The following is a 25455-nucleotide window of genomic DNA, read 5'->3' as shown; positions in this document are numbered from 1 at the left end:
TCAGGAAATTGACGGCTTACCGAGTCTTCCAAATATGTTTCAGCTTCAACCCGTGAGCAATGACGAGCCTGCGCTCGAAGGCGCGCCAATGATCGGCGCGGCGCAGAAGCTGCTCGCATACCTCTTTGAGCATGAAACAATTGGGTTGACCCAGGCCAAGGCCTTCCAGCGCAAGTTCGTGCATAGGGCCGCTCGGGAGTTCGCCTGGCCTGGTTGGGGAGAAGAGAAGCTCTTCTCCGTGAACAAGGTGCTCAACGAATATGACTTTCCGCCGCTTGAAGCAGTGCACCTCGTCCTTCTGAAGTTGAAACTGATCCGGCATTACAAACTTACGTGCCGGCTGACGAATGCGGGCAGGGCGGTCGTCGGCAAGCCCGGCGACCTCTACAATCTCGTCGCGCCTTTCTACCTGTTTCAAATCGACCACGCGGCTTCCTCCAGGATTCCGGAGCCGCTGCTCGGGAACTGGAGCGTTTTCCTTGGTGTGTTGAGTGTCGAAGCTGCCCAGGGCCTGACCTGTGGCGCCTTGCGGGAAATACTCTATGGCCCACCGGATCCCGCTGAACTCTACGACAGGGTTCCGGGCATGATCCGGAGCCAGGTTCTTAATCCCCTCTGCTGGCTTGGGCTCCTGGCAGAGTTCAAGACCGAGGAACATCAGCATCCCGCCGATCGGCAGTATGTGATGACCGGGCTCTGGGCGCAGGTGTTCAGCTTTCCATTCGATCATGGGCCTGGGTCGCTGACCCGGCAATGATTGCGAAGTGGGCGCTCTACGACAGATCCTGGACTTGTCGCTAAATAGTGTTTTTGCTCGACAGGTTCACCGGAATCTTGTCAACGTCAATGAGGTCACTTGTGCTCATCATTCACTTTGCCTACGGAGCGATCTTGCCGGTTTTGATGACGGTACAGGTATCCACATAATTTTTAATGTATTGAAAAATAAAAGAATATTTGGATCTTTCATCATCGAGTGGGAGTAACCGCGATGAGTATGCCGCAGGCACAGGATTTCCTGGATGAGAGCAAGGCGCTGCACGCGCTGCTTGCGCCGCTGGACGATGGGGCTTTCGGACAGGCGACCACGTTCAAGGCGTGGACGTTTGATGACGTGCTGCGCCACCTCCATTACTGGAACTGGATGGCGTGGCTGCAGCTCAACGACGAGTCGGTCCTGGTCGCCCAGATGGACGCGATTGCACGCGCGGGCGGCATGCGACCGGTTGAGGCGGCGCATGTCGACGATGCAGGCGGGCAGGCGCTGCTGGCGCTGTGGATCGCTCAAGCCGAAGCTACTGCGAAGGCTTACGATTCGGCGGATCCCAAGGCGCGCCTGAAATGGGTCGGTCCGGACATGAGTGCGCGTTCGTCAATCACGGCGCGGCTGATGGAGACCTGGGCGCACGGGCAGGAAATCTATGACCAGCTTGGCGTCGTGCGTCAAAATGCGGACCGCATCCGCAATATCGTCGTGCTCGGGATCAATACGTTTGGCTGGACGTTCAAGAACCGCAAGCTCGACATACCAGAGACCATGCCGAACGTCGTGTTGACGGCGCCCTCCGGCGAGGTGTGGACCTATGGCGAAGCGGGCGGGCCCGACCGCATTGAAGGACCCGCGGAAGAATTCTGCCAGGTCGTGACCCAGACGCGGAATGTGGCCGATACGAGCCTCGTCGTTACGGGCCCGATTGCCACGCAGTGGATGGGTTTTGCACAATGTTTTGCGGGCAAGCCTGAGACGCCCCCTGCGCCCGGCATTCGCAAGACATTGGAAATATAATCTCGCGCGAAACAAGACGTGAATTATCCCCCGGTGCGTGAAGAATTCGCATAATAGACGCAAGTGTTGGCGCGATCCTGAGGATTGCTGTTTAAGTCATCGTCATGGATGCAGAGCGTACAAGCAAGAAACCGGTATGGCCGCGACGTGTTGCGCCTTTCAGGGAGCAGACGCAGACCGTTGCCGTGACGGCGCGGGACGGTGCACGTATTGATCAGCTGACGGGCCTGCGGTTCTTTGCAGCCCTGCTCGTGTTCATGAGCCATTTCAAATGGGACAATTCCTGGAACATCGTCGGCGAGATGGCGCAACAGGGATCGATCGGCGTCAGCTTCTTTTTCGTCCTGTCGGGATTCCTGATCAGCTATTCGTATGGCTGGCGGCTGCGAAGCGCCGACATATCAAGGGCAAAGTATTTTGCACTGCGCTTCGCCCGGCTGTGGCCTTTGCACTTCCTCACCGGATTGCCGTTTGCGGCATTCCTTATCTGGAAAGGCTGGCTGAGCCTGCCGAACTATGGCGTGAACCTCCTGTTCCTGCAGAGCTGGGTGCCATCGACGGACTGGCACTATGCCTATAACGGCCCGTCCTGGTCGCTGTCGAACGAGATGTTCTTCTATACGGCCTTTATCGGATTGGTGATGCTCGGTTCACGCCAGAAGCTGTGGCTCTATGGCGGGCTGGTCGCGCTGGTCGCGTCGGCGATGGTGCTCGTCTACACCTATATCCCGACCCTGAACGTTGGCGGCAACCTGCCACTGGCGGAATGGATGTTCTACATCTTTCCGCTGTTCCGGCTCGACGAATTCCTGCTGGGCATGATCATTTTCGATCTCTGGCGTACGGGGAAGTTCCGGGCGTCGGCGCTGTCATATGTGACAATCCCGCTATTGCTGGCGGCGATGTATTTCGGCGCCCGGTTCGTGGCGGAACCGCTATTGTACCATCTCTATTACACGCCGTTTGTCGCCCTGCTTCTCGTGTCGTTTCTTGACGGGTCGTCGCTTCCGATCCGATTCTTCTCGTCACGTATCGCCGTGCTGCTGGGTGAGGCGTCGTTCGCCTTCTACCTGATCCACAAGCCGCTGGTCGATATTGGCGAACGGGCCCGCCACAAATTCGGGCTGTTTCCTTCCGACCTGGTCTTTGTGATCGTGATGCTGGCGATTTGCATCGCCGTGGGACTGGCGACCCATTTGCTGATCGAGGAGCCGGTCGGACGCTTCCTGCGCCAGCGTATCAACCGCATGAAATTCCTGAACCGGGCCAGATGCCCCTGAGGGAGCGGTGGACAAATCGCCCTCTGCCTGCCAGCACAGCGGGTAAAGCAACACAGTCAGGGACAAAAGACATGTCGATCCTCCTTCTCGAAAAGCGCGGCCCCATAGCGATCATGACGCTGAACCGGCCGGACATGATGAATGCGCTGGGACAGGCGGGCGACGGGCCAGCCGTGGCGGCAGTTTGCGCCGAAGTCGTGGCGGACAAATCGATCCGGTGCGCGGTGCTGACCGGGGCAGGTCGCGCGTTCTCCGCGGGCGGAGACGTCAAGGCGATGAAAGAGCGTTCGGGCGCGTTCGGTGGCAAGCCGTATGACGTGCGCGGCGGGTACCGCGACAATATCCATGTCATCGTGCGGTCGCTGTACAATATGGAAGTGCCGCTGATTTCGGCGATCAATGGCCCGGCCATCGGCCTTGGCTGTGACGTTGCCTGCATGGCGGACATCAGGCTGGCGGCTGACCACGCCAAACTGGGCGTGACCTTCCTGAAGCTCGGCCTGATCCCCGGGGATGGCGGCGCTTGGCTGTTGCCACGCCTGATCGGCGCGTCACGGGCAGCGCAACTGTTGTTCACCGGCGACGTGATCGATGCGGCAACCGCGAAGGAATGGGGCCTTGTGTCCGAGATCTATCCGGCGGATGAACTGATGGGCGAAGCGATGAATCTGGCCGAACGCATTGCGGGCCAGCCGCCACAGGCGCTGCGCCTCGCCAAGACGCTGATGCGTCAGGCCAATACCGCGTCCTATGACACGATCATGGAAATGTCGGCAGCTGCGCAGGCCCTGATGCACGAGACCGAGGACCATATCGAGGGCGTCAATGCGATCCTCGAAAAGCGCAAGCCTGAGTTCAAGGGACGCTAGATCTCGCCGCGCACATCCTTGATGACGCCGGAAAAGTCGAGGCCGCCAAAGCCTTTTTCGTCCAGCTTGGCATAGATCGCCTCGGCCATTTCGCCGAGGCGAATGTCGGCGCCTGACGCCTTGGCCGCTTCGGCGGCGAGGTGAAGGTCCTTTAGCATCATCGCAACAGCAAAGCCGGGCTGGTAGTCGCGGTTGGCAGGCGACGTGGGAACAGGCCCGGGGGCCGGGCAATAAGAGGTCATCGACCAGCACTGGCCGGAGGCGGTCGACGCGATGTCGAAGAATGTCTGCGCGTCGAGGCCGAGTTTGTCGGCGAGGTTGAAGGCCTCAGCTGTTCCGATCATCGAGATGCCCAGCAACATATTGTTGGCAATCTTGGCGGCCTGACCGTTTCCGCTGCCACCGGCATGGAAGACGTTCTTGCCCATCTTTTCGAGCAGCGGCCTGGCGCGGGCAAAACCATCATCTGGCCCGCCGCACATGAAGGTAAGTGTGCCAGCCTCGGCGCCTGCCGTACCGCCGGACACGGGCGCGTCGACCATGGTGAAGCCAGCGGCCTCCGCTTGGCGTGCTGCTTCACGCGCGTCTTCGACGGCGATCGTGGAGCAGTCGAGGAAGAGCGTGCCCTTGGGTGCATGCGCCGCGACACCATCGGCGCTGAAATAGACGCTGAGGACGTGCTTGCCAGCGGGCAGCATGGAGACAACAACTTCGGCATCGCTGACCGCTTCGGCGACGCTGGCAGCGCCTTTGGCGCCGGATGCTTCCGCTTTGGCAACGGCCTCCTTGTTGAGGTCGAAGGCCCGGACCTGATGGCCCGCCTTGGCGAGGTTGGCGCACATGCCGGCACCCATATTGCCGAGTCCGATGAAAGCGATGTCTGTCATGATGCTTTCCTAGCGGTCCTTGAAGTCTGGCGGGCGCTTTTCAGTGAAGGCTGCCATGCCTTCCTTCTGGTCTGCTGTGCCGAACAGGCCCTGGAACAGGCGGCGTTCGAAGCGGACGCCTTCGGTCGTTGGCAGTTCGAGGGCACGACCCACCATTTCCTTGGCAGCCATGAGGGAGGGCAGGGAATAGGACGCGATTTCTTTCGCTACCTTCATTGCCTCGTCCATCAATGTGTCATGCGGGACGACGCGGGAGACGAGGCCGATGCGATCCGCTTCAGTGCCATCGATCATGCGGCCGGTGAGGACCATGTCCATGGCCTTGGCCTTGCCGACGGCCTTGGTAAGGCGGATGGAGCCGCCCATGCCGGGCGTGACGCCGAGCTTGATCTCGGGTTGGCCGAACTTGGCCTTGTCGGACGCGATGATCAGGTCGCACATCAGGGCGAGTTCGCAACCGCCGCCGAGGGCGAAGCCGTTGACCGCCGCGATGACCGGCTTGCGGCTGGCAGCGAACCGGTCCCAGCCGGCGAAATAGTCTTCCATATACATGTCGGAGAAGCCCTGCGGCTGCATCTCCTTGATGTCGGCGCCAGCGGCGAAGGCGCGGCCTTCACCGGTGAGGACGGTGACAGCGATGTCCGGGTTTCGATCTATTTCGGCGAACAGGGCAGCGATCTCGGCCATGGTTTCGGCATTGAGCGCGTTGAGGCTTTCAGGCCGGTTCAGCGTGACGAGCGCGACGCGATTGCCATGCTCGAAAGTGATCGTATTGTAATTTGCCATGTCGCTTAACCCATTGTTGGAATGATGAAGGCCTGATCGCCAATGTCGTCGCCTTCGGGCCAGCGCTGGGTGACCGTTTTGATCTTCGTCCAGAATCGCACGCCTTCGGGGCCGTGCTGGTTGGTATCGCCAAACGCCGAGCGCTTCCAGCCGCCGAACGTGTGATAGGAGACCGGCACCGGGATCGGCACATTGACGCCGACCATGCCGACATTGACCTGAGCGGCGAACTCGCGCGCGGCGCGGCCATTGCTCGTGAAGATGGCGCAGCCATTGCCATATTGGTGGTCGGAGGCGAGCCCGGCGGCTTCTTCCAGCGTCTCGGCGCGTACGACCTGAAGGACGGGGCCGAATATCTCTTCCTTGTAGGACTGCATGTGCGGTTTCACATTGTCGAACAGAGACGGGCCAACGAAGAAGCCGTTCTCGTGACCCTGCAGCGTATGGCCGCGTCCGTCCATCAAAAGGTCGGCGCCTTCGTCGACACCCATCTGGATGTAGGATTCGATCTTGGCCTTGTGGGCGGCGGAGACGACGGGGCCGTAATGGGCGTCTGTGTCCGTGGAGATTCCAACTGTGAGACCGCGTGCGGATTCCAGCATTCGCTCGACGAACTCGTCGCCAGTTTTCTTGCCGACCGTGACCGCGACGGGGAGGGCCATGCAGCGTTCTCCAGCCGAACCATAGGCCGCGCCGACGATATCCTTGACGGCCTGTTCCATGTTGCAGTCGGGCATGATGATGCCGTGGTTCTTGGCGCCGCCCATGGCCTGAACACGTTTACCGTGGCTTGTGCCGAGGCTGTAGACGTATTGGGCGATGTCGGACGAGCCAACGAAGCTGACGGCCTTGATGTCTGGATGCGTGAGGATGGCATCGACCGACACCTTGTCGCCATGGACGCAGTTGAGGACGCCCGCCGGTGCGCCGGCTTCCATGAAAAGCTCGGCCAGGCGTAGTGGGACCGACGGATCCTTCTCGCTCGGCTTGAGGATGAATGTGTTGCCACAGGCGATGGCGACAGCCGACATCCAGCAGGGGATCATGGCGGGGAAGTTGAACGGCGTGATACCGGCAACCACGCCCAGCGGCTGGCGCATGGAATAGACGTCGATGCCGGGGCCGGCGCCTTCGGTATATTCGCCCTTCTGCAGGTGCGGGATGCCGCAGGCGAATTCGACGACATCAATGCCGCGCTGGACGTCGCCCTTGGAGTCGGCGACGACCTTGCCATGCTCGCAGGAGAGGAGTTCCGCGAGATCGTCGATGTTCGCTTCAAGGAGGCGCTTGAACTCGAACATGACGCGGGCGCGGCGTTGGGGGTTCATCATTGACCAGGCCGGGAAGGCGGCCTTGGCGCTGGCGACGGCGGCGCCCAGTTCGGCTTCGGTAGCCAGCTGGACCCGTGCCTGAACTTCGCCAGTATTCGGATTGTAGATGTCGCCGAAGCGGCCGGACTTGCCGGTTGCCTGTTTGCCGTCGATGAAATGATGCACGTCACGCATGGGCGCTGATCCCTTTGTTTGTCATTTCGGCCCAGTCTAAGACCAGTGTTTCTTCTGGTAAATGAAGATAAATGCAGCTTATACCTGTGTTTTTGCAGGTAACGTAGAATGAACTGGGACGACCTGAAGCTATTCCTCGTGGTGAGCCGCCAACAGAAACTCGATCTTGCGGGCGCCGTGCTGCATCAGGACCCGACCACGCTCAGCCGGCGTCTGCGGCGGCTCGAGTCCGATGTCGGCCAGACGCTGTTCGAGCGTACGCGGCGCGGGCATGTCCTGACGCCGGAAGGCGAAGCGCTGGCTGAACGGGCCGAAGCCATCGAAGCGATCACGCTGGGCATTGGTGACACCGGAGACGGCGAGCGATCGCTGGTGGGTAAGGTGCGGATGGGCGTCACAGAAGGGTTCGGCACAGCCTTCGTCGCGCCGGCACTGTCGGAATTCGTCAATGAGTGGCCGGGGATCGAAATCGACCTTATCTCGCTATCGGGCCTTGTGAGTGTGCCGAAGCGCGAGGCTGATATGTCGGTGCTGCTGACGCGCCCGAAGGCCGGACGGATGAAGGTGCGCAAGCTGACCGACTATTCGCTGCAGCTCTATGCCAGCAAGGACTACCTCGCGGCGCGGGGACCGATTGCAACCGTTGACGCGCTGAGTGACCATAAGCTGATTGGCTATGTCGACGACCTCATCTATTCGCCGCAGCTGCGGTATTTCGATGATGTGCTGCCGGGGCTACATCCCGGATTGTCCAGCCCGAGCATCATCGCGCAGATGGAGATGACCCGGGCAGGATCTGGGCTGTGCATCCTCCCGAAGTTCATCGCGAACCGTCACACCGATCTCGTTCCGATCCTGCAGGTCGAGATCGATGTGAAGCGGTCATTCTGGCTAGCGATCCATGAGGATGTCGCCGGACTGGCGCGTATCAAAGTGCTTTCAGACTACCTCGCAAGGCTCGTCAAAATGCGGCAAGCCGAATTTTAGAGCACCTCTGCAGCAACGTCAGGTCAGGCAACAACCGAAGCGTCGTACATGGCCTTGATCTCCGCCTCGGAAATTCCGAGAGATGCGAGGACCTCTTTCGTGTGTTCGCCCATTTTTGGCGAAGGCCCCTTTGGGCCATCGTCGGCGCCGGGGAACCTGACGGGTGAGGCCGGGGCAGGGTAGGTCGACCCGTCGCCCTTGGCGCTCGGTGTCTGCACGATGGCGCCCGAGGCAAACGCCTGCGGATCCTGTGCCACGTCGGCCAGTGTCTGGACCGGCGCCCAGGCGATGGAATTGGCGTCGAGGCGTGCGGAAATTTCCTCGCGCGTGTATTTGGCAAAGCCTTCGTCGATGAGCGCGACGACGTCTTCCATATGCTGGCGACGCCCTTTTGCGGTGACGTAGCGCGGATCTTCGGCGAGGTCCTCGCGGTCAATCACCTTGCACATGGGCACCCAATCAACATCGCCCTGACGGGCCACGATACAGATCCAGTGATCGTCGCTTGTCTTGTAGAAGTTTGAAATGGGGACAATCTGTTCGGTCCGTCCCTTGGTCGATGCGATACGTCCGAAGAAGAGCTGGATGGCGAAATCGGAGCCCATCGCATAGAGGCCGGTGCGAAACAGTGAGGCTTCGACGAGACGTCCCTTGCCGGTGCGCTGGGCTTCGACAAGGGCGGCACAGATGCCGGCGGCTGCCGACATGGATGTCGTATGGTCACCAAACGCGGTGCGAAGCGCGAAAGGATCCTGGCCTTTGGGAATGGTCAGCCGGGCGACGCCTGTGCGGCTCCAGAAACTGGCAATGTCGAATCCCGGACGGTCGGCATCCGGGCCTTCGAGGCCATAGCCGGTCAGCGAGCAGTAGACGAGTTTCGGGTTGAGGCTACGCAGGCTTTCATGGTCCATGCCGGACCGGGTGAGGCCGCCGGGGCGGACATTCGTGAGGAAGACGTCGGCGTCGGCTGCAAGCTTGCGGACGATTTCCTGTCCTCCCGGTGTGGTTGTGTCGACGACGATGGATTTCTTGCCGCGATTGTCGAAGTCAAAGACCGGATTGTCCTGGTAGTCGGTGCCGATGGTGCGGAAGAAGTTGCGGATCGGATCGCCGCCCGGTGGCTCGATCTTGATCACTTCAGCGCCCCAGTCGGAGAGGATGCACCCGGCACCCGGCGCTGCCATATAGGTGGCATATTCAACGACTTTCAGACCTTCGAGCATTCCTGGACCTCTGACCTTGTTCTCAATATTCTTGAACGAGGTTTGGACGCTGGACGCTCAAAAGGGAAGGGGAGACGCCCTCTCAGGACCGCATTGACCTCGCGACAAGCCTCCGGATTCCTCCCGGTTCGCCACGTTCAGAAGGTGAAGTCAGGCAATTTGTCGATTGCCTCTTTGAGGGCGTTGCCCCAGTCCGATGAGATCGCGTGAAAGTAGGGATCGTCGGACGGTATCCGGCGCTGGATGCCGGTCTCGAACGTGTCGATCCTGTAGGCGTGCAGGTCGAGCGGCATGCCGACCGCCAGATTGGCCTTCAGGGTCGAGTCGAATGAGACGAAGAGCAGCTTGATCGCGTCCTCAAAGCTCATGGCCGAGTCGAACGCGCGCAAGATGATGGGGCGACCGTACTTGGTTTCCCCGGCCTGGAAAAAGGGCGTCTCGTTGCTCGCTTCGATGAAATTGCCTTCGGGATAGACTAGGAAGAGTCGTGGCTCCATGCCCCGGATCTGGCCCCCGACGATCATCGTCGCGCCAAACGTGCTTTCGGCGGTCTGGCCTTCTCCGGCCTGAGTGTGGATCACTTCCTTCAACGCATCCCCGACAAGGCGAGCGACCTGGAACATGGTCGGAGCCGCCAGCAGGGTTTGCTTGCGGTCGGCTGGAATGACCGAGCGTTCATTGAGCAGGCTGACTACCGCCTGGGTCGTGGCGAGGTTCCCGGCGGTCATGATGGTAATGACCCGGTCACCTTCGACCGACCAGTTGAACATCTTCCGGAAAGTCGAAATGTTGTCGACGCCGGCATTTGTCCGGGTATCCGACATGAAGAGAAGGCCCTGATCGAGGCGAAGCGCGACGCAGTAGGTCATGCGAATCTTGTCCTGGTTTACGGCGATTTGATCGAGCGTTACTGCTGGACCTGCAAGGACACAAGCAGGGATTCAGCGGCGCCGCCAAAGACGATTCCGGAAATCGGCGCGGCTTCGTCATAGTCCAGCCCCGTGGCGACGCGGACATAGCGCTCATCGGGCGAAATGACGTTCGACACGTCAAAGCCGATCCAGCCGACATCGGCCACATAGGCCTCGGCCCAGGCATGGCTTGCCTCCTGCTGAATGCGGTCGTCCAACATGAGATACCCGCTTACATAGCGCGCAGGAATATCGAGCAGCCGCGCGGCGCTGACAAAGGTGTGGGCATGATCCTGGCAGACGCCATGGCCAACCTTGAGCGCTTCCTCGGCGGTCGTTCCCGAATCCGTGCGGTCGGTTTCATAAGCGATGGCTTCGCGAATGGTGGTCGACAGGTCGTGCAGCCGCCGAATCGTGTCGGGATTGTCGGGCATGTCGGCGGCCAATTTGCGGATGAGCTTTCCGGGTTTGGTCAGCGCTGTATGGCGCTTGTAGTACCAGAGCGGGGCGAAACCTGAATGCGGCCCGACAACGCCGTTTGTCGGCAACGTGTCGACATTGCCTGAGCACGTAATGGATATTTCGCGCTGGCCGGCAGCAAGGCCGATCAGTTGCACCCGGTTTCCGTGCTGGTCGTCGAAGGCGCATTCTTCGCGACCGCCTTCGATCTCGATCGTCCAATTCTGGATCGATTGCGTGGCACAGGATTTCGGCGTCAACCGGATCTGCTGTAGTCCGTAAGGCACGGGCTGGTCGTAGGAATAGTGCGTCTTGTGGCTGATGTGGAGTCGCATGGCTTATTCGTAAAACCTGTAATCTGTTTCGATCTGGGAGGCGAGCGCGGCATTGTCCCGCAAGAATTCGCGAATGAATTCGTGCAGCCCGGATTCGATGATGTCGTCGATAGACCGGCCGGTGAGGCCTGCCTCCAGCGCGGATGCAAGATCATGACAGGGGCGGCGGTCGCCATAGTCATTCTCGAGGTTTGCCAAGCAGGCAATCAGTTCATCATAGCAGAACGCCAGGGAGCGGGGCATGCGGGCGTCGAGGATGAGGAATTCCGCGATTGCCTTCGGATTTGCGTTGCCGGGGTTGAGCCAGTGGAACGAACGGTCGGCGGATGCTGACCGAAGGATCATTTCCCATTGGACATTGTCGAGTGACGAGCCGACCGGAGCCCCGGTGGGAAGGAGAACATAGTATTTGACGTCGAGGATGCGGGCTGTGTTGTCAGCCCGTTCGATCAGAGCACCGATCCGGGAGAAACTGAAAATATCGTTTCGCAGCATGGTGCCTTGCAGCGCGCCGCGTACGAGGGCGCTATGCTGCCGGATGCTGGACAGCACCTCCGGAAGGTCGCCTTGGGTCACTGGTCGCTTCAGCATGTCCTGCAACAGCATCCAGCCGTCATTGACGGCCTCCCATACTTCCCGCGTCAGTGCCGTGCGCGTAGCGCGGGCATTGTCGCGCGCCATCTGCATGACCGAGTAGACGCTCATTGGATTGGTCTTGTCACGCAGCAGATAATCGACCGCATTGTTCGGCGTGACGGTTTCGTGCCTGGTGAGATAGGCATCGCGGCACCCGACGGTGGTCAGGACTGACGCCCATTCGTCTTCGCCCGAAGCCGCGCGCGTCAGTGCCATTCGAAAGCCCGCCTCCACGAGGCGTGCTGTGTTTTCGCTGCGCTCGAGAAATCTCGATAGCCAGAATAGTCCGCCTGCGGTCTTACCTAGCATCGGGTCATTCCTCCAGCACCCAAGTGTCCTTGGTCCCGCCGCCCTGGCTGGAATTGACCACGAGTGAACCGGCCTTCATCGCGACGCGTGTCAGGCCGCCCGGCGTGATGTCGATACTGTCAGGAGAGACGAGTACGTATGGCCGAAGGTCGACGTGGCGCGGCGCAAGACCGGCGCGAGTGAGGATGGGGACTGTCGAAAGTGCAAGTGTCGGTTGGGCGATATAATTGGACGGGTTGGCCTCCAGCTTGGCACGGAAGGCGGCCAATTCGCGCTTGCTCGCGGCGGGGCCGACCAGCATGCCATAACCGCCGGAGCCGTGCACTTCCTTGACGACGAGTTCGTCTAGATGCTCGAGCACGTATTTCAGCGTGTCAGGCTCGGAACAGCGATGCGTCGGGACGTTTTTAAGTATCGCCGCCTGGCCGGTGTAAAATTCTACGATTTCCGGCATGTAGGAGTAAATTGCCTTGTCGTCGGCAATGCCTGTGCCTGGCGCGTTGGCGAGGGTGATGCCGCCTGAGCGGTAGACGTCCATGATGCCGGGGACGCCGAGCAGGGAGTCGCGATTGAAATTCAGCGGATCAATATAGTCGTCATCGATGCGGCGGTAGAGCACGTCGACTGGCTGGTAGCCTTGCGTTGTGCGCATCGCAACGCGGCCATCGACAACGCGCAAATCGTGACCCTCGACCAGTTCCGCACCCATCTGGTCTGCCAGGAAGGCATGTTCGAAATAGGCCGAATTGTGCAGCCCCGGTGTGAGTACCGCGACAGTGGGGCGACCCGTACACCGGGTCGGTGCGCACTTGCTGAGCGAGCGGCGAAGCAGTGTCGGATAGTTGCCGACTGGCTGGACCTTGATGCGCGAGAAGAGTTCCGGGAACATCTTCAGCATGGTTTCGCGGTTTTCGAGCATGTACGAGACGCCGGACGGCGTTCGGGCATTGTCTTCGAGTACGAAAAATTCATCTGCCCCGGTGCGCACGAGATCGGTTCCGACAATGTGGGTGTAGACCCCTCCAGGCGGCGTGACACCGATCATCTGCGGCAGAAAGGCAGCGTTTTGCGAGATCAGGTGTTCCGGAATGCGTCCAGCCTTGAGGATTTCCTGACGGTGATAGATGTCGTGGAGAAAGGCGTTGATCGCCTTCACGCGCTGTTCGATGCCGCGGGCCAGAAGGCGCCATTCCTTGCCATCTATGATGCGGGGGACAAGGTCGAACGGGATGAGGCGCTCGTCGGCTTCCTTGCCGCCATAGACATTGAATGTGATGCCCGTTCGCCGGAAAAATTTCTCAGCTTCGCGGGACTTCTTGTGGAGGTTGTTGGTTTTGACTGTATCCAGCCACGCGCAATATTCAGCATATGGTTGGCGTGCAGATTCGTCCGCACGACGCATTTCGTCGAAGAAAATCGGTTTTTCGCCCATGATTACAGAACGCATCACTTCATGAACCCTTGCAAGGGGCCGCATGCTGTTGCCGACGACATCGCAATCGGTGAATATGTTTTCAGCAAACGCCGGACTGCGCGCCTGTAAAGCGACCAATTCGGTTGGTCCGACGCGGAAAACGGCGATCGGCTTGCCAACCCTGCGATAGGTCGAAACCAATATGGTCCTGTTTTGGGGTGCCCCAACTGTGCCGACGGTCGGCTATTTGAAAGCACATCCCGACTTCAATCCAACCATCTTGAAGACCAGAGCCGCCGGGCAAAATCCCGTAAACGATGCCTGCAACATGTTGAGGCCCGCGAAAGCGACGAGCAGCAACCACCATGGCGACACCCAATAGCCAAGGACAAGTCCGGCGAGGACGACGATACCGGCGAAGGCGAAAACAGCGCGATCAATATTCATAAGAGCTATCCTTCTTGTTTACGGGAATTGTGTTTAAGCGGCCGACAGGGCGGCCTCGATCCAGCGGTTGAGACCAGGGCCGGTTTGTGCGCCGGACTGATGTGCAACCTGGTGGCCGTCATGGTAGGCGATCAGCGTCGGCACGCCGCGGATCCCGAGGCTTGCGGCGGCGGGTTGGTTTTCATCCGAGTTCAGTGTGAACAGGCGAATGCGGTCGGCGAACTTGCCAGCAGCCTCATCATAGGCCGGTGCCATCATCCGGCAGGGACCACACCAGGGCGCCCAGACATCGAGTATGAAGGCTCCCGTGTCGCGCGCCTGCAGCCGGGCGAGCCTGGCGCCATCAATTTCCACAGGGTGCGGGGTCGAGAGCGACGCCGCGCATCTCCCGCATTTCGCCGCAGACAACGGCCGTCTATGTGGCGTTCGGTTCGGCGTGCCGCACTGGTGGCAGACGAGGGTGGTGGACGGGTCAATGGATTTCGTCATCGGTGTCTAACTTTCAGTGCTTGATCTTGTGGGTCTTCAGCAGGCCCAACGCGACATTTTCATAGAATGTCTCGGCGTGGCCCGTGCGGACCTTGCGCAGGAAGTATTTCTCGAACGCGACCTTGGCCGTGTGCACCCATCCGCCTGACACCGACCAGTTGACGTTGCGAGGCGGAATTTGCGGCTGGGCAATGAAGGCCACGCCGCCATCGCCGAAATCAGCGATGCAGATGGCGTTCCAAGTCGCTTCGTGGGTCGCCTCCCTGCCCTTGCGCAAGGCACCGATATTTTCTGCGACGGCATTGCCCATGGACTCGATCATAAAACCGGTCTTCGGGACACCGACCGGCACGGGCGTCTTTCCAACAGGCGGTATAGCGATGCAGACGCCTATTCCGAAAATTTCCGGGTATTTCGGATTGCGCTGGTGCTGGTCGGTGATGATGAAGCCCTTGGGGTTCACGAGGCCTTCAATGTCACGCACGGCCGCGACGCCGCGAAAGGCCGGAAGCATCATCGAGAATTTCATCGGCAAGTCGTGCTCGGTCTTCACCGTACCGTCTTCATTAAGTTCTTCGACCAGCATACGGGTCGCTTCGACCTTCTTGACCCGCGCATTGGTGATCCACTTGATGTGGCGGTCGCGCATCTCGCTTTCGAGCAGGCCCTTGGTGTCGCCGACACCGTCGAGCCCGAGGTGGCCGATATAGGGTTCGGACGTTACAAATGTCATCGGCACCCGGTCGCGAATCTTGCGCTTGCGCAGTTCGGTTTCGATGATCATGGCCGTTTCGTAGGCCGGTCCGAAGCACGAAGCCCCCTGGACTGCGCCCACGATGGCGGGGCCGGGATCTTCGCAAAGCGCCTCGAACGCGGCACGACCGGACTGTGCGTGGTCGATATGGCAGACCGACTGGGTGAATCCGGATTCGGGGCCCAAGCCTTCAATATCGTCAAAAGCGAGTTCAGGGCCAGTGGCGATGACGAGATAGTCGTAGGGAACCGAGGTTCCATCCGACATCAGCACGGATTTGGCATCCGGATCGACTTTCTTCGCCGCACCGACAATGAGTTGTACGTGCCGCTTCTTCATCGGCTTTGCCAAGTCGACCAGAATGTCTTCGCGCTCCCGCCAGCCGACGAGGACCCAAGGATTGGACGGGACAAACTGGTAGAAGCTGTTCTCGTTGATAACGATGACTTCGTCCTGCTTGGGAACTTCCTTGCGGATATTGTAGGCGGCGATGACGCCGCCCAGACCCGCGCCGAGTACAACCACTCTTGCCATTGACCTCTCCTTTTTCGTGTCGCAAAGGTCTCGTAATTTAGAAGATCATAAAATACGCAATAATACGGATAGGGGCCAAATAACGATGACACTATCCTTCCCAATGTTGCGCAGCTTGCGCGAAATCGTGTCAGGAAAAGGGGCAAACATGAGTGACGCAAAAGATCTCGCGCCAAACGCCATATTCGACGAACTGAAGGCGGGACGTGTCCTGTTGGTGGACGTGCGTGAGCCGGCCGAATTTGCGAACCAGCGCATCCATGGTGCCGTGCTGATGCCACTGTCGACATTCGAGCCAAAGGCGCTGCCGACAGATGGCGCGCGCCGGGTCGTGTTCCAGTGCGGGTCGGGCAAGCGTTCGCGGAAAGCGCTTGATACATTCGTGGCTGCGACTGGCGTGGACGCTGCGCACATGGCGGGTGGTATCGCTGCATGGAAGCAGCAGGGTCTTCCGTGCGCCCATATCGACCCGGCAACCGGACGGGTGGTCGATCATGGTCATTACTAGCATGATGCCCCTTCTGCGCATGGCGGTCGCGAGCATCGCATTTTCTGTTCAGGCCTCGGCTCAGGTGATGACCGTGGAGGAGTCCGTGATCGTGGATTACCGGCCTGTCGTCGCCCGGGTGGAAGCCGGGGATACGGCGACCGCCCGTTCGCGCCTTCAAGGCGTTGTCAGTAAGCTGCTGGTCGACGAGGGGAGTGTGGTGAAGACCGGGGACCTGGTGGCGCTTGTTATCGACGCCACGCTGGACCCTCAGTTAGCGGCGCTCGATTCGCGGACCGCTGGCATGAAGGCCCAGGTCAAGCAGAATGAAGAGGATATCGCCCGCGCGGTCGCTTTGGCGGCACAGGGTTTCTATCCCAGGGCCCGTCTCGAAAGTGAGCAAACGGCGCTCGACGTGATGCGGCGCAGTCTTGCCTCGGCTGAAGCCGAGCGACGGGCGCTCGCGGCCCGGAAAGCCGAGGGTCGTATCCTTGCGCCTGTAGATGCGAAAGTCACCTCGGTGAAAGTGGTGGCGGGGTCCGTCGTATCGCCGGGCGAAGTCATTGCCAGTTTCGCAACACTTGAAGGCATTGTCCGACTCTCACTGCCTGAGCGCCATGCTGCCGAAATGGCGGAAGGCGAGACCTTTACGCTTCGCCTGCCGACACGCGGGGGAGAGGTTCGTACCGCGACGATCATAAAGGTTTACCCGGAACTTCGTGATGGCGCCATGATTGCCGATGCGACGGTCCAGGGTGGGCTGGAGGCTTTGGTCGGTGAGCGTGTGGATGTGCTCGCGCCAGTCGGTGAACGCCGCGCCATGTTGGTCCCGGTTGATTTCGTATCGACACGCTACGGGGTGGATTTTATCCGCGTGAAAGTCGGTGAGCGTTTTGTTGATGCACCCGTGGCCCTCTCGGCGCCGCTGCCCAATGATGCCGGCCAGTATGAAGTCCTGTCCGGACTGAAAAGTGGCGACCAGATCGAAAAACCGGAGTAGGCGCCCATGAGACCCGACCTTTCTGGCTCGATTACGCGGGCAACAATCTGCTCCCCGCTAACGCCGCTTTTCCTGCTGACTGCGCTGGCCGTTGGCCTGATCGCGCTGATGACAATTCCACGCGAGGAAGAGCCCCAGATTTCGGTGCCTATGGTCGACATGATGATTGCCGCGCCGGGACTGCGCGCCGCCGATGTGGTCGAACAGGTGACCGAGCCGCTGGAGGAAATCATCAAGGCGATTCCTGACGTCGAGCACGTCTATTCGCAAAGCCGGGATGATGGGGCGCTGGTGACGGCGCGGTTCAATGTCGGCACCGATGCCGACGATGCCATCCTGCGTGTGCACGAGAAGATTCGAGCGAACCTGGACAGGATTCCCACCGGCGTCCCGATGCCACTCGTCGTCGGGCGCGGAATCAATGATGTGCCGATCGTTACCCTCACGCTGTCGCCGGAACCGTGGACCGGAGATGTGTGGAACGACACATCCTTGCGGATGCTGGCAGAAGAGCTGCAGAAGGAATTGATCAAGGTCGATGATGTTGGACTGACGAGCGTCGTTGGCGGACGGGCGCTGGAAATGCGGGTTGAGCCCGATATCCACGCGCTGGCAGCTTACGGCGTGCTCCTGCAGACCCTGGTCGAGACCGTCAGCCAGGCGTCTAACGTCAATCCCGTCGGTATCGCTCGCCGGGACGGGGAATCGCTGCTCGTGCAAGCCGGGGACCGGATCAATGCATTGAGTGAACTGGAACGGCTGGAATTGCGCGGCGCTGATGGACGCACGGTCTACCTGTCGGATGTCGCGACCATCCGGGTGACCGGTGCTGAAACGGAATCGCGCGTGTGGACGCTTGACCGGAATGAGGGGAGCGACGGGTTTCGCGCCGCGCCTGCTGTGACCGTGGCGCTAGCCAAACGGCCCGGCGCGAATGCGGTGAAGGTGGCCGAGGCGATCCTCGCACGGGCGGAGCATCTAGAAGGCGATCTCATCCCGGAAGGCGTGCGCCTCGAGGTGACTCGCAATTATGGCGAGACGGCCAACCACAAGGCCAACGAGCTGCTCTACCATCTTGGACTGGCGACTGTGTCGATCGTGATCCTTATCGCGTTCGCGATTGGCTGGCGCGAGGCGCTGGTGACCCTGATTGTCATTCCTACGACGATATTGCTGACGCTCTTCGCGTCGTTGATGATGGGCTACACGATCAATCGGGTCAGCCTGTTTGCGCTGATTTTCTCGATTGGCATCCTGGTCGACGATGCCATCGTGATGATCGAGAACATAGCCCGCCACTGGGCGATGAATGACGGGCGCACAAAGGTCGAGGCTGCGATCAACGCGGTGTCGGAAGTCGGTAACCCGACCGTGATTGCTACGCTGACGGTTATCGCCGCACTGCTGCCGATGATGTTCGTGTCGGGCCTGATGGGGCCATACATGGCACCGATACCGGCGAATGCGTCCGCGGCCATGCTGTTTTCGTTCTTTGTCGCCGTGGGCATCGCCCCCTGGTTGCTGATGCGCATTGCAGGCGGCGTGAAGGTTACGGCACATGCCGGCGGGCATGGCGGCGCGGACACCCGGCTTGGCCGATTTTACCGGCGCGTGGCCGGCCCGATCGTCGCATCGCGGCGCAATTCCTGGATTTTCCTCATAACCGTGGGGGTGGCGACCCTCCTGTCCGTTAGCCTGTTCGCGACCAAGGCGGTTTCCGTGAAACTGCTGCCGTTCGACAACAAGTCAGAAATCCAGGTCGTTCTGGACCTGCCGGAGGGGGCGTCGGTCGAAGATACCGAGCGGGCGCTGTTCGCGATGGCGGACCTCATCCGCGATGTGCCAGAGGTCGAGACGTTGCAGGCCTATGCGGGCACCGCCGCGCCGTTCAATTTCAACGGGCTTGTGCGGCACTACTTCTTGCGCAACGCGCCTGAACTCGGTGACCTGCAGGTCAACCTGTCGGAAAAATCTGAACGCAAACGCGCCAGCCACGCAATTGCGCTCGACATGCGCGCACGGCTGAGCGTCCTGGAACTGCCGCCGGGCGGAAGTGCCAAGGTCGTTGAAGTACCACCCGGACCGCCGGTGATCGCGACATTGATGGCGGAAATTTACGGTCCGACGCCTGAGACCCGCCGCCAGACGGCTGGCGTGGTCCGGAAACTGTTCGAAGAGACAGACTTTATCGTCGACGTCGATGATTCCATCGGCGACCCCCAGCCCCGTCTGACAATCGCGATTAACGAACCGCAGGCGGCGCACTATGGCGTGGTGCAGCAGGACATTCTCGATACGGTTGCGCTGGCCTTTGCGGGGCAGACCGTGGGCGTCAGCCCCCGTGGAGAGGGGCGCAACCCGCTTGATATAAGGATCCGTCTGCCAAAATCAGAGCGTATCTGGTCACAGGAAACCGCGTCCATCCCCGTGCCGCGCCGACTGGCCGGCACCGGAGCATTGCCGGTGGAACTCGGCGCACTCGTCAATGTGTCGGAAGAGCAAGGCTCGCCGGTAGTGTTTCGGCGGGACGGCCATTTCACGGACATGGTGATGGGCGAACTCGCCGGGCGGTACGAAGCGCCGATCTATGGCATGTTCGAAATTCAGGACCGGGTCGAAGCCTTTGACTGGACAGGTGCCGGTCTCGTGAAACCCGCCATCCGCATGTACGGACAGCCGGAGGATGAGACGCGCCCGACGCTGCTATGGGACGGCGAATGGGAAATTACCTATGTCACGTTCCGCGACATGGGTCTGGCTTTTGGCGTGGCCTTGGTCGGAATCTATATCCTGGTCGTCGCGCAATTTGGCACCTTCCGTGTGCCGCTAATCATCCTGACGCCGGTGCCACTAACCCTGATCGGCATCATGATCGGTCATTGGATATTCGGCGCTGCCTTCACTGCGACGTCGATGATCGGCTTTATCGCGCTGGCGGGCATCATTGTGCGCAATTCGATCCTGCTGATCGACTTTGTCCGGCGCAGGACGGATGCTGACACGCCGCTGAAGGATGTCCTGCTCGATGCCGGCGCAATCCGGTTCAAGCCGATCCTGTTGACGGCGCTCGCCGCAATGATCGGCGCATCCGTCATCCTGTCGGACCCGATCTTCCAAGGGCTAGCGATTTCACTGCTGTTCGGCCTGGCATCATCTACGGCGCTGACGGTGCTTGTCATACCCGCTATTTATGTCGCACTGCGCGGACCTGATTGGACACCACCGATGCCAAATCGCTCTAACACAACCGATGTAGCTCCCCTGACGCAAGCCGTGACGTGATGGCAAAGTCGAAGTCCATCAGTCCTGAAGCCTTCCTGCTCGTGTCAGAGCGCGTTGCCGAAGCTGCGGTTGTGTTGAAGGCGATGGCCAGCGATACGCGCCTGATGATTCTTTGCGCGCTGAATGAGAACGAGATGTCGGTTACGCGGTTGGCGGAACTGACCAATCAATCCTCATCGGCCGTGTCCCAGCATCTTTCCAAACTGCGCGCCGCTGGACTGGTCGAGTCGCGCCGCGACGCCCAGACAATTTATTACCGGTGCAGCGGCGGCATCGGCAACGCCGTAGTCAAAACGCTTTGCAATTTTTACAGGTAAATGCCGGGATTTGATCGTGAACGTGCACACCAAGCATGCGTGGATAGGCCCGGCAGGACCAGAACAGGTCCGTCAAAAAGGCCGGCCGCGGTCCGGATATGACCAGGTTCCGGACTGGCGTTGGCTGCTTACGATTTGTGAGTAAAAAATTATTCTCGCCAGACAAAGGTGACCACGCGGTTTGAAAGTGATGTTCAAGAAGAGCAGAAATGGGGCGTACGAATCGTCTTCTGTCACGCCCCGCCCCGCCTTGATTGATTGCCTGAATATCTGAGTTCTCGTTGAAGCTGACAGAGAGTCAAGCGCTGTCGCTTCAACAATCCACTGATCAGAGTTTCCCCAGACCCTTAAAGATGCGCGAACTGAATCTGACGCACGGGGCAAAGTTCAGCCGGATCTATGCGCAGCAAGTCGAGGCGCTCGACAAGCACCGCCGCAAAGGCCGGCAAACCGTCGTTGTCGAGCATGTGCACGTGAACGACGGCGGGCAGGCGGTTGTGGGCAGTGTGTTGGCGGGGAGGGGGGGGGTAGTCAAAAAGTGGGGAACAACCCAATGCGCCAGTCCCGCTAGACTTGGTCGATGACCGTGACGGGCGAGCTATCTATAAGAGTGATATGGATCTTAAGCGGCGCCCTGCGCAGAGGGTGATTATGCGCAGGGCTGCAGCTTAATGGCTTATTCGTGCCATTGGCCGGTTCCGGTGGATGTGCGGCCTTTCGAATAAATCGTAACGGTACCGGTGCGTCCGGCTAGAGGACCTGTCTTGCCGATCAGGCCGCCGACACAGCTCATGGTGGTCATTTCGGCATCCATGAAGTTGCAACCAGTGTATACGGTAGAATTTCCGTCTTCACTTGCGCCATCGCATACGCCGTGGACCATGAATATGGAATCGCGTGGTGGTTGGCTTGTCGACACACATTTGAACGCGCTTTCTCCCTTGGTTCCGTCAGCATAGGTCGTCGTCGTGGTTCCTGTCCAGTGCGCGCCAGAGACGCTTCCTTGCGGAGTTGTGGCGCCGACGGTCGTCGGCGTTTCAGACGTAGATGAGAAAGTGAAGGCTTGCGCGAAGGCGCCTGCGCAAAACAGGCCAGAGGTCAACCCGAAAGCCACCAATCGACCAGCGTTACCTGGTATTTTATGCATTGTTTTCTCCACAGTGATTTTGTCCATCATTGTACGGACGGAGCAATTCGGCCCGATAGCCCAATGGATTGTGGTGGCAACGCTTTATCGCTATGGCTGCCAGATCGATGGCGCTAAACCCAGTGTCTGCGACTTCGTCAGGTCCCACCCTGTTTTGCCTTTTACTTATACTCCGGATTGAGAATATTTGAAAGCGCACTGACGAATTGTCCGGAAAAGCCAGCGCATGCGTTTCGACTACTGCATGCGAGTATTTCGCTGTTTCAAGATATTGTCGCTGCACCGCCAAGGCCTTTTCATCAATCGATAACTGCGACTATCATGCGGGATGGCGCGGTCTCCGAAACAGATGGCTCCAAGGCTACGTGATTTGCCCATACTGGGACCCATCCCGACCGGTTCGAATGCTGCATGTCGCAGGCGGACTTGGTTGGATTTCCATTCCCTTAAACAGGATGCCGCCGTTGTAGACGTGGGTGAGAAAGCGCGTTGCTGGCCGGGGGCAAGGCGGGAAGGTAGGAGATTGCGTTGGCGCTAAACGGCCCCAGGTCACCGGCACCTTGCGCGCGGGCCGCGCCCGGGCAGACGCGCCGTCTGCCCCCTCACTGCTGCTGGGAAAGCCTCCCCACGCCTGTAAACGCCAAACGCGCAGGCTGGTGCCGTGGACACGAATCCCTCCAGACACGTGCATCATGGCCTTGTATATACGAGACTTCCGGGAAGCAGACCGCGCGGCGCTGATCGCGCTGTGGGAGGCGTGCGCGCTGACCCGGCCATGGAATGATCCCAATGCCGATGTGGACCGGTCGATCGCGTCCCGCGATGCGACAATCCTCGTCGGCACAGTGGAAGACACCGTCGTCGCCAGCGTCATGTTTGGCCATGACGGTCATCGCGGCTGGATCTATTACCTGGCTGTCACACCGGATCGCCATACCCGTGGCCATGGACGCGAATTGATGGCTGAAGCCGAGCTCTGGCTGACGGCCCGCGGCGCGCCAAAGGTCCAACTCATGGTGCGCGGGGAGAACGAGACCGCGACTGCCTTCTACAATGCCCTCGGCTACGAGCGCCAGGATGTCACCGTGCTCGGCAAATGGCTCACGCCATCGCCCGAGGCCGAATGAGGGTTCGAGAGGCCAGGCGCGCCTGACCTCTCTGGCCGCAAGGCCAGTGGGAAGCGTGCAACGCGGCCCCCAGTCGGCGAGCCCCCGCAGCGCGGGGAGACCCGAACGGGTGGCCGCGTGACCGGAGACGAGCCGGGCACGGTCGAATGCCTTCGCGGATTTTGTCGGCTCCAGCCGCCTGGACAGACCCGCGCAGCGGGGTGATATTTCCAGACATTGCGAGTGCTCACCGGGGCCTGGAACCCGTCAGTTTCATCCAGTGGCCTGCATTCCTGCCGAAACAAATATTGCGCCCGCACGAGATTCTTTTGCCGCATGACGCCGGTTGATCGTTGAGTCTGCTGGCATCGCGTTCAGCAAGGAGGAACCGCTGGCGCCGATGAATGAGGGCAGGTGAGATAGGGCCCGCACGTGTGGATCGATACGGGTGAACCGAGGTTCCCGCCTACTGGGAGGCGAAGACGCATGGCAGAGGGCAAGCCGAGAGCAAAGCGGGCACCATCGGAAACAGCTAATTACAACCTGACGCATAATAGCGTTCAAGTCTCTTTGTGGTCGTCTATTCCAACGCAAAGAAGCCAGGATGGAATGGGCTGCCGCTTATGGGGCGTCCGGTGTTAGGGCGCCAGCTTATCAAAGCCTTGGGGCAAACCCGGTAATGCGTTCAAGTATTGCATCGAAAGCGACCTGGTCCCGGTAGTAAAGCGCCCGCGTTCCGGCATAGGCAGCTGCATAATTCTTTCGCGTTTCGGCATCGCTGAGGAGGAAGGATTCATTCCTGGTGAGGTCTGCTTCATCATCTTGCCGAAAGCGTTTGGCCTTGTGTTCCAGATACGCCTTTGTTCCGATGAATTCCTGGACCGAATTGTCGCCAAGAAGGCAATAGACATCGTAATAGTGCCGCATGAAATTCACCGGCATGTCACCGTTTTCCTGATGCAGGCGGTATTTGGTCGAAATCGTCTGGAGCTTTTCGACAAATGTATAGCCCGGCTCGTAACAGGGCACGTCGATCGCGCGGTTGTCGACGAGGCCTCCGATCCCGCTCGCTGCGGCAAGGTCATAGGCCCAGGATGAGATCGCGCAAGGCCGGTTCGGCGCCACCTTATCGAAGCCGGCTTCGAGCAATACGCCTTCTTTCAATCCGTCCGGCAGCGGATGGATTGGCTCATATAGGAGGCGGATGCCCGCGCCCCGATGTTGCGGCAAGTCGTCAAACCCGGTGTCACGCTCGACGGCGGCAAAGCCTGGAATCCTGATCCGCGTGGCCAAGTCGTCGAAAAAGGCAAGGCGCGCCGCGGCATGGGCCGGCTTTCTATGGTTCGGTCCATATTTGAGGTCGGTCTCCGGGTGGATGAGGATGTCGATGTCTTCCGAGAACCGGTCAATCAGTCCGTAGCCTTTGGACAGGGACGTGCCGCCCTTCAGTTCGAACGTGAAGCCGAGTTGCTGCAGGCCCCATAGGCCATGCATGATCCAGTAGTCTTTTTCGACAAGACCGGGATCGACCTGTTCCTGTCTCGCGGCGACCGCGATCAGGTCCGGAAAATCTGGAAGTTCATGCAGCAGCATCAGTCCGACGCTGCCATGTCGTCTGCAAGCACCGGTTCAAGAAGACGCGCAGCGCGCGCTGACCCGAAATCCTTTACGGCGCGTGCAAGCCGGGTCCGGTCCATGCTGCGGGCGCGCGACAGCGCTTTCGGCAAGACGGCCGCCTTGTCCTCCGCCAATCGGCTCAGATTGTGCAGGAGATCGACCAGAAGAAACTCCATGTCCAGACTGGACGGCACAGATGCCCGCATCCGGAAGTCATAGGGACGTCCGTCCAGCTTGAAGTGTCCGTGGCGTTTGCGGTTGTAAACCACAGGTTCGTTGTAAAGCTGCGTCGTGCCGAGGCCGAGGCTGTTATACGCGTTCGGTGAGACCATGAGAAACCTGTCATCTCCCAGGAATGTCTCCACCAGCTTTTCCGGACTGGCTGGTGCTGAGCCGAAACGGGTCTTGCGCGGTGCCATGTAGAGTCCCGGACCGACCTTTTCCAGTCTGCCTTCGTCCAGCAACAGGCGGAGATGCCGGTCGATGGCATTGGACCAGCGCGCAAGATCCTTGCGCCGGTACACCTGTCCCGGACGGAGCCGCTTTTTCAGTTCTGCCATCGCCGTCATGTTTGCCTCCGTCTGTGCCCATATAGGTGACCGCCCTCCTTAAATGCAAGTAATATAATTAACAATTCATGCATATCTCGTGTGAGTATGGCCTTGTCTATAGAGAGCATATTGCTAAGAGCCTGCTCCAAAAAGAGGTGTGTGATTTCAGCGACTTATGATTCTGTTGGTTTGCGAACTAACAGGAGATCACGATGCCTTGGACTGAGCCGCAGACAGGCGCAGCCAAACCACACGGCCACAATATGAGCGCGATTGCTCCCGCTATGCAAGCGACCTGACGGATGCGGAATGGGCTTTGATCGCGCCTCACTTGCCT

The 25455-nt window shown here is 59.8% G+C and carries 24 protein-coding genes and 1 pseudogene; 11 read left to right on the top strand and 14 right to left on the bottom strand.

The genetic code is table 11. The features are described from left to right. The 4 genes from ACESNB_RS11930 to ACESNB_RS11915 all read left to right on the top strand — a co-directional run. A partial coding sequence (locus ACESNB_RS11930; RefSeq protein WP_373007568.1) for a hypothetical protein occupies window positions 1-757 on the top strand: 757 nt, incomplete at its 5' end. Between the two features lie 234 nt (window positions 758-991). Further along, complete coding sequence (locus tag ACESNB_RS11925) at window positions 992-1786, top strand: TIGR03084 family metal-binding protein (RefSeq protein WP_373007566.1); 795 nt, start codon at window positions 992-994, stop codon at window positions 1784-1786. Window positions 1787-1890: 104 nt separating this feature from the next. Further along, on the top strand, window positions 1891-3066 hold the full coding sequence (locus ACESNB_RS11920; protein WP_373007564.1) for an acyltransferase family protein: 1176 nt from the start codon (window positions 1891-1893) through the stop codon (window positions 3064-3066). Between the two features lie 71 nt (window positions 3067-3137). Beyond that, the gene (locus ACESNB_RS11915; RefSeq protein ID WP_340692464.1) at window positions 3138-3935 is read left to right on the top strand and encodes a crotonase/enoyl-CoA hydratase family protein; all 798 of its coding nucleotides are present in this window, start codon (window positions 3138-3140) and stop codon (window positions 3933-3935) included. Here ACESNB_RS11915 and mmsB read toward each other — a convergent pair. From mmsB to ACESNB_RS11900, 3 genes are read right to left on the bottom strand one after another with little or no spacing between them, the layout of a single operon-like run. Next, window positions 3932-4822, bottom strand: coding sequence for a 3-hydroxyisobutyrate dehydrogenase (mmsB, locus tag ACESNB_RS11910; protein WP_373007562.1), 891 nt, complete (start codon window positions 4820-4822; stop codon window positions 3932-3934). The two genes, ACESNB_RS11915 and mmsB, sit on opposite strands and share 4 nt — an antisense overlap. Before the next feature lie 9 nt (window positions 4823-4831). Then, on the bottom strand, window positions 4832-5608 hold the full coding sequence (locus tag ACESNB_RS11905) for an enoyl-CoA hydratase-related protein (RefSeq protein ID WP_373007560.1): 777 nt from the start codon (window positions 5606-5608) through the stop codon (window positions 4832-4834). Between the two features lie 5 nt (window positions 5609-5613). Continuing rightward, on the bottom strand, window positions 5614-7113 hold the full coding sequence (locus ACESNB_RS11900) for a CoA-acylating methylmalonate-semialdehyde dehydrogenase (RefSeq protein ID WP_373007558.1): 1500 nt from the start codon (window positions 7111-7113) through the stop codon (window positions 5614-5616). A gap of 108 nt (window positions 7114-7221) precedes the next feature. Between ACESNB_RS11900 and ACESNB_RS11895 the strand changes: the two genes are divergently transcribed. After that, window positions 7222-8100 (top strand): LysR family transcriptional regulator, encoded by an 879-nt coding sequence (locus ACESNB_RS11895; protein ID WP_373007556.1) that lies wholly within the window; start codon window positions 7222-7224, stop codon window positions 8098-8100. Between the two features lie 23 nt (window positions 8101-8123). Here ACESNB_RS11895 and ACESNB_RS11890 read toward each other — a convergent pair whose 3' ends face one another. From ACESNB_RS11890 to ACESNB_RS11855, 8 genes are all read right to left on the bottom strand, one after another. Next, window positions 8124-9323 (bottom strand): CaiB/BaiF CoA transferase family protein, encoded by a 1200-nt coding sequence (locus ACESNB_RS11890; RefSeq protein WP_373007554.1) that lies wholly within the window; start codon window positions 9321-9323, stop codon window positions 8124-8126. A 137-nt stretch (window positions 9324-9460) separates the two neighbouring features. Continuing rightward, entirely contained in the window at window positions 9461-10192 is a 732-nt protein-coding gene (locus ACESNB_RS11885; RefSeq protein WP_373007552.1) for a peptidase, read from the bottom strand. Between the two features lie 38 nt (window positions 10193-10230). After that, window positions 10231-11028 carry a transglutaminase domain-containing protein gene (locus ACESNB_RS11880; RefSeq protein ID WP_373007550.1) on the bottom strand — a complete coding sequence of 266 codons (798 nt, stop codon included), beginning with the start codon at window positions 11026-11028 and terminating at the stop codon, window positions 10231-10233. Window positions 11029-11031: 3 nt separating this feature from the next. Next, window positions 11032-11973, bottom strand: coding sequence for an alpha-E domain-containing protein (locus ACESNB_RS11875; RefSeq protein WP_373007548.1), 942 nt, complete (start codon window positions 11971-11973; stop codon window positions 11032-11034). A gap of 4 nt (window positions 11974-11977) precedes the next feature. Further along, the gene (locus tag ACESNB_RS11870) at window positions 11978-13420 is read right to left on the bottom strand and encodes a circularly permuted type 2 ATP-grasp protein (RefSeq protein ID WP_373007570.1); all 1443 of its coding nucleotides are present in this window, start codon (window positions 13418-13420) and stop codon (window positions 11978-11980) included. 210 nt (window positions 13421-13630) lie between these two features. Next, a complete protein-coding gene (locus tag ACESNB_RS11865) occupies window positions 13631-13834 on the bottom strand; it encodes a DUF2892 domain-containing protein (protein ID WP_373007546.1) in 204 nt (67 codons plus the stop codon). 33 nt (window positions 13835-13867) lie between these two features. After that, the gene (locus ACESNB_RS11860) at window positions 13868-14323 is read right to left on the bottom strand and encodes a thioredoxin domain-containing protein (RefSeq protein WP_373007544.1); all 456 of its coding nucleotides are present in this window, start codon (window positions 14321-14323) and stop codon (window positions 13868-13870) included. 13 nt (window positions 14324-14336) lie between these two features. Continuing rightward, the gene (locus ACESNB_RS11855; RefSeq protein WP_373007542.1) at window positions 14337-15611 is read right to left on the bottom strand and encodes an NAD(P)/FAD-dependent oxidoreductase; all 1275 of its coding nucleotides are present in this window, start codon (window positions 15609-15611) and stop codon (window positions 14337-14339) included. A 148-nt stretch (window positions 15612-15759) separates the two neighbouring features. Here ACESNB_RS11855 and ACESNB_RS11850 point away from each other — a divergent pair, with 148 nt between their 5' ends. The 4 genes from ACESNB_RS11850 to ACESNB_RS11835 are packed head-to-tail and all read left to right on the top strand — an operon-like array spanning window position 15760 to window position 20697. Continuing rightward, entirely contained in the window at window positions 15760-16119 is a 360-nt protein-coding gene (locus ACESNB_RS11850) for a rhodanese-like domain-containing protein (protein WP_373007540.1), read from the top strand. Continuing rightward, a complete protein-coding gene (locus ACESNB_RS11845; RefSeq protein WP_373007538.1) occupies window positions 16106-17098 on the top strand; it encodes an efflux RND transporter periplasmic adaptor subunit in 993 nt (330 codons plus the stop codon). Before ACESNB_RS11850 ends, ACESNB_RS11845 begins: the two co-directional genes overlap by 14 nt. Window positions 17099-17104: 6 nt before the next feature. Further along, complete coding sequence (locus ACESNB_RS11840; protein WP_373007536.1) at window positions 17105-20380, top strand: efflux RND transporter permease subunit; 3276 nt, start codon at window positions 17105-17107, stop codon at window positions 20378-20380. Further along, a complete protein-coding gene (locus ACESNB_RS11835; protein WP_373007534.1) occupies window positions 20380-20697 on the top strand; it encodes an ArsR/SmtB family transcription factor in 318 nt (105 codons plus the stop codon). The genes ACESNB_RS11840 and ACESNB_RS11835 overlap by 1 nt, the downstream gene beginning before the upstream one ends. A 676-nt stretch (window positions 20698-21373) precedes the next feature. On the opposite strand, the gene ACESNB_RS11830 is transcribed toward ACESNB_RS11835, so the two are convergent. After that, window positions 21374-21874, bottom strand: coding sequence for a hypothetical protein (locus tag ACESNB_RS11830; RefSeq protein ID WP_373007532.1), 501 nt, complete (start codon window positions 21872-21874; stop codon window positions 21374-21376). 662 nt (window positions 21875-22536) lie between these two features. Between ACESNB_RS11830 and ACESNB_RS11825 the strand changes: the two genes are divergently transcribed. Next, window positions 22537-22971 (top strand): GNAT family acetyltransferase, encoded by a 435-nt coding sequence (locus ACESNB_RS11825; RefSeq protein ID WP_373007530.1) that lies wholly within the window; start codon window positions 22537-22539, stop codon window positions 22969-22971. A 633-nt stretch (window positions 22972-23604) separates the two neighbouring features. Here the strand turns inward: ACESNB_RS11825 and ACESNB_RS11820 are convergent. Together ACESNB_RS11820 and ACESNB_RS11815 are read right to left on the bottom strand one after the other, a co-directional pair. Continuing rightward, window positions 23605-24543, bottom strand: a complete 939-nt coding sequence (locus tag ACESNB_RS11820; protein ID WP_373007528.1) for a nucleotidyl transferase AbiEii/AbiGii toxin family protein — start codon at window positions 24541-24543, stop codon at window positions 23605-23607. Then, window positions 24543-25136, bottom strand: coding sequence for a hypothetical protein (locus ACESNB_RS11815; protein WP_373007526.1), 594 nt, complete (start codon window positions 25134-25136; stop codon window positions 24543-24545). The genes ACESNB_RS11820 and ACESNB_RS11815 overlap by 1 nt, the downstream gene beginning before the upstream one ends. 223 nt (window positions 25137-25359) lie before the next feature. Between ACESNB_RS11815 and ACESNB_RS11810 the strand changes: the two are divergent. Beyond that, window positions 25360-25455 (top strand): annotated as a pseudogene (locus tag ACESNB_RS11810) (transposase); the annotation flags it as partial.

The organism is Hyphomonas sp., from assembly GCF_041689225.1.
In the GTDB taxonomy this organism is placed as follows: Bacteria; Pseudomonadota; Alphaproteobacteria; order Caulobacterales; family Hyphomonadaceae; genus Hyphomonas.
This window is presented reverse-complemented; position numbering and strand designations above follow the sequence as displayed.